3 protein-coding genes are annotated in these 4,733 nt (G+C 71.7%); 2 read left to right on the plus strand and 1 reads right to left on the minus strand.

What is annotated here, in order from left to right; genetic code table 11:
* Positions 1-25 precede the first annotated feature (25 nt).
* Positions 26-469, minus strand: coding sequence for a hypothetical protein (locus ACWF94_RS33775; RefSeq protein WP_453497422.1), 444 nt, complete (start codon positions 467-469; stop codon positions 26-28).
* A 710-nt stretch (positions 470-1,179) separates the two neighbouring features.
* Here ACWF94_RS33775 and ACWF94_RS33780 point away from each other — a divergent pair.
* A complete protein-coding gene (locus tag ACWF94_RS33780) occupies positions 1,180-3,228 on the plus strand; it encodes a M4 family metallopeptidase (RefSeq protein ID WP_453497425.1) in 2,049 nt (682 codons plus the stop codon).
* Between the two features lie 237 nt (positions 3,229-3,465).
* The gene (locus ACWF94_RS33785) at positions 3,466-4,692 is read left to right on the plus strand and encodes a S8 family peptidase (protein WP_453497428.1); all 1,227 of its coding nucleotides are present in this window, start codon (positions 3,466-3,468) and stop codon (positions 4,690-4,692) included.
* Positions 4,693-4,733 lie beyond the last annotated feature (41 nt).

Raw genomic sequence — 4,733 nt, forward strand, 5'->3', positions numbered from 1 at the left:
GTGGCCGCGCCGCCCTTCCCGGTCATCAGGGGAAGATGGCGTCGCTGGCGATGAAGCCGATCGGCTCCCCGTATTCGTTCACGGCGTCGAGTCGGACCAGTACCGAACCCGCGCCTCCCTGTAGGGCGGGCGAGGTGAAGTTGAAGCCCCTGGACGTGCCGTCGCCGCGTCCGCACGCGGTCCGGTGCTCGGTGTCCGTCAGCTCACCGCGCGAGAACACCATGAACTCGGCGCGCACACAACCGGTGGTGTTCGACTTCACCGTCCCGGTGATGTTCACCGACCGCTCGTAGAACGTGATCCAGCCGTTCGTGTAGCCAGACCAGCCGGCGGGCGTGGTGCCGCTGGCGCTGAACGACTTGTTCGAGGGGGCGCTGGCCGCCGCCATCGCCTCCCCGGCGCCGAGCCCCGTCATGAGTGCCGCCCCTGCGAGAACTGCGCCCGCGGCCTTGGTCCTTGCCTTGGTCATGTGGTGCTCCCCAGCGATCGAGAAACGGTTATACACCGTAAGGTCCTGTACACCGTAAGAGAGTCAATTCGGGGGCGGCAAGGAAAGCCCGCGTATCACGCCCGAATCACGGGCTCACACACCACGCATCGGACGTACCGGCCGCCCCGTGCGGTCACCACCGGTCCGCCGCGCCCGGCCCGTCCGCCGCGCTCCACACCCCCTCGGGTCCCGCCCGCCCTCCGGCCCCCGGGAGTCCGCCCCCGGCCGCTCCGCCACCGCCCCCAGCCGGTCCGCGATCGCGGCCAGGGACTACGCCGCGCGCAGGCGGGCCGCCCCCGCGTCCGATTCCGGCCGCAGGCCGTCCGCGGGCGGCGTGGCGGCATCGCGCACGGGCCCGGCGGAGCACCGGGGCGAAGGGGCGCGGCGGGGTTCGGCACAGAGCGCCCGGGGTCGGCCAGGGGCGTCTGACGTCAGGACTTGCCGGGCGGGAGCACCGGCGCCGCCCCTTCCCCGTACCAGCGGACGTACCGCTCAACGAACATGACCACTCGGTCAACGAACGAGTTCCGGCCAAGATGTTGACGCGCTCCTGACAGAAGCTGGTCACTCCTGCAACTCTTCCCCCGTCCTCCCCAGCTCTTTCCCCGCTCCACGCACCACTTGCTGCGCCCGCTCGCCCGGACGTCTCCCCACCCGCCGTCCGGTACCCCCTCGCAGAAGGAGTCCGCGTGAGATCCACGCACCGCCGACGCACCACCACGACCGGAGCGCTCGTCGCGACCGCGGCGCTCATCGCCGTGGGATTCCAGACCGGCACCTCGTCGGCCGACCCGGCGGCGGCTGCTCCGGCCACGGCGAAGGCCGGGAAGGCCGACCCCGGCGCCCTCCCCCTGAGTCTCAGCCCCGCCCGACGCGCCGAGCTGATACGGGCCCAGAGCGCGACCACGGCCCCCACCGCGCGGGAACTGGGCCTGACCGCCCAGGAGAAGCTCGTCGTCCGGGACGTCACTCAGGACCGCGACGGCACCACCCACACCCGCTACGAGCGCACCTACGCCGGACTGCCCGTCCTCGGCGGCGACCTCGTACTCGCCGAGACGAAGACCGGCGCGAACCAGTCGCTCACCCGGGCGTCCCAGACGCCCCTGAGGGGTGTCACCACGACAGCCCGACTCGCCCCGGCCACCGCCGAGAAGCAGGCCCTGGGCCGAGCGAGGGCGGAGGGCTCCACCCGCACCGACGCCGACCGCGCCCCCCGCAAGGTGATCTGGCTGGGCGAGGGCGCCACCCCGGTCCTGGCCTACGAAACGGTCGTCGGCGGCCTCCAGCACGACGGCACCCCCAATGAGCTGCACGTCGTCACCGACGCCACCACCGGCAAGAAGCTCTACGAGTGGCAGGCCGTCCACAACGGCACCGGCCACACCCAGTACAGCGGCCAGGTGGCCGTCGGCAGCACCGCCGCCGGCTCCTCGTACAACCTCACCGACGCGGCGCGCGGCGGCCACCGGACGTACAACCTGAGCGGCGGCACCCCGGGCACCCCCACCCTGTTCTCCGGACCGGACGACACCTGGGGCGACGGCACCCCGCAGAACCCGGAGACCGCGGGCGCGGACGCCGCCTATGGCGCGGGCGTCACCTGGGACTACTTCAAGGACGTGCAGGGCCGCAACGGCATCCGGGGTGACGGCGCCGGCGCGTCGTCCCGGGTCCACTACGGCACCAACTACGTCAACGCCTTCTGGCAGGACTCCTGCTTCTGTATGACCTACGGCGACGGCCAGGGCAACGCCAAGCCGCTGACCGCGCTCGACGTCGCCGCCCACGAGATGACCCACGGCGTCACATCCGCCACCGCGAAGCTCGTCTACAGCGGTGAGTCCGGCGGCCTCAACGAGGCCACGTCCGACATCTTCGCCGCCGCCGTGGAGTTCCACGCCAACAACCCCGAGGACCCCGGCGACTATCTCGTCGGCGAGAAGATCGACATCCGGGGGAACGGAACCCCGCTGCGCTACATGGACCAGCCGAGCAAGGACGGCCCCTCGCTGGACTACTGGTTCGCCGGAATGGGCAGCCAGGACGTCCACTACACATCGGGACCGGCGAACCACTGGTTCTATCTGGTCTCCGAGGGCAGCGGCGCGAAGACCGTCAACGGTGTCGCCTACGACTCACCGACCTCCGACGGCCTGCCCGTCGCGGGCATCGGCCGGGACAAGGCCGCGCTGATCTGGTACAAGGCGCTGACCACGAAGTTCACCTCGACCACCGACTACGCGGGCGCGCGGGCGGGCACCATCGCGGTCGCCACCGAGCTGTACGGAGCGACCAGCCCCGAGGTCAAGTCCGTGTCCGACGCCTGGGCCGGTGTCAACGTCGGCGACCGCCCCGGCGGCGGCGAGCCCAACCCTCCGGGCACGGTCTTCGAGAACACCACCGCCATCTCCATCCCGGACCTCGGCCCCGCGGTCACCTCCCAGGTCTCCGTCACCGGCATCCCGGGCAACGCCCCGGCCGCACTGCCCGTCGGAGTGGACATCGTCCACACCTATCGGGGCGACCTGGCCGTGGATCTGCTCGCCCCGGACGGGACCGTGTATCCGCTGAAGTCGAACAGCGCCGGCGACTCGCAGCCCGACCTGAAGCGCACCTACCTGGTCAACGCGTCGGCCGAGAAGGCGAACGGCGTCTGGAAGCTGCGCGTCCAGGACAAGGGCTGGCAGGACACCGGCCATATCAAGAGCTTCAAGCTGACGTTCCCCCGGAGCTGAGGCGGTAGGCGGGACACCTGAGTTCGCGCCCGGGAGGGGCTTGAGTCCCTCCCGGGCGCTGTCGTGCGCCCGAGCCGACCCGGCCGACCCGGCCGAGCAGTGGGCCGGTGGGCCGGTGGGCCGGTGGGCCAGATGGTCGGCGCTTTCGCCCGGCAGCACCAAAAGTCATCACCGAACGTGGCAAACCATCACTCTGGGTGATGGACTTGTCGATCATGATTTGGTTGGGTCACAGCCATGTCAACGCAAACGAGGCTGTTCGCCCTGGCCACTGCCGCCACGGCTCTGATCTCGGCCGCCACCCCCCTGTCCGCCTCCGCCGCACCGGTCCCCACCCCCGCCTCCGCCTCCGCGCCGACCCCGCCGCGCGCCGAGCCCGCGCCGCTGCGGCGCACCTCCGCGCCCATCCCCGGCCAGTACATCGTCACCATCAAGAAGGAGATCAGCCCCGAGGCCGCGATGAAGGAGGCGGTGCCCGGGGTGAAGGCGCTGTTCACCTACAAGTCGGCGCTGAACGGCTTCGCCGCGAAGCTCTCCCCGGCGCAGCTGACGGCGGTGCGCGCACTGCCCGCCGTGGAGGCGGTCGAGCAGGACGGCACCGCCTCCGCGACCCCCGTCGCCGAGCGCGCCACCGCCCGGGTCCCCGCCCACAGCTGGGGCCTGGACCGGATCGACCAGCCGTATCTGCCGCTGAACCAGCAGTTCAACGTCAACGGCAACGGCGCGGGCGTCACCGCCTATGTGATCGACTCCGGCATCGAGTACGGGCACGCCGAGTTCGGCGGCCGGGCCGTCCCCGGCTTCGACGCGATCGGCGACGGGCGCAACGGCGCCGACTGCAACGGCCACGGCACCCATGTCGCCGGCACCATCGGCGGCGCGAACTTCGGCGTGGCCCGTCAGACGTCCCTGGTCAGCGTGCGGGTCCTCGGCTGTGACGGCCGGGGCTCCTGGTCGGGCATCATCGCGGGCTTCGACTGGATCGCCCAGAACGCCCGGCAGCCCGCGGTCCTCAACGGCTCGCTCGGCGGCGGCCGGGTCGAGGCCGTCAACGCCGCCGTCGACAATGTGGCCAACCGCGGTGTCCTGCCGGTGATCGCCGCGGGCAACGACAGCATCGACGCCTGCAACGTCTCCCCCGCCAGTGCCCAGCGGGCCCTGACCGTCGGCGCCACCGACCCCAGCGACCGGGAGACGAGCTTCAGCAACTTCGGCCCCTGTCTGTCGATCTACGCTCCCGGCCAGCAGATCGTCTCGGCGCGGCTCGGCGGCGGCAGCACCGCCCTGAACGGCACGTCGATGGCCAGCCCCCATGTCGCGGGCGTCGCCGCCCTCTACAAAGCCGCGCGCCCCGGGGCCGGCACCCAGGAAGTCGGCAACTGGATCGTGAACCAGTCGACCAAGGACACCCTCACCGTGTCCAAGTCCTCGCCCAACCGGCTGCTCTTCACCGGCGGACTCTGACCGTCCCGCCCCGTCCCGCCCGTGCCCCGGGTGCCGTACCC

This window comes from Streptomyces sp. NPDC055078 (assembly GCF_053607985.1).

What these genes read in the sequence shown, in the direction of transcription:
- ACWF94_RS33785 (WP_453497428.1), top strand. Translation starts at nt 3,466, where the DNA reads ATGTCAACGCAAACGAGGCTGTTCGCCCTGGCCACTGCCGCCACGGCT.
- ACWF94_RS33775 (WP_453497422.1), bottom strand. Translation starts at nt 469, where the DNA reads ATGACCAAGGCAAGGACCAAGGCCGCGGGCGCAGTTCTCGCAGGGGCG.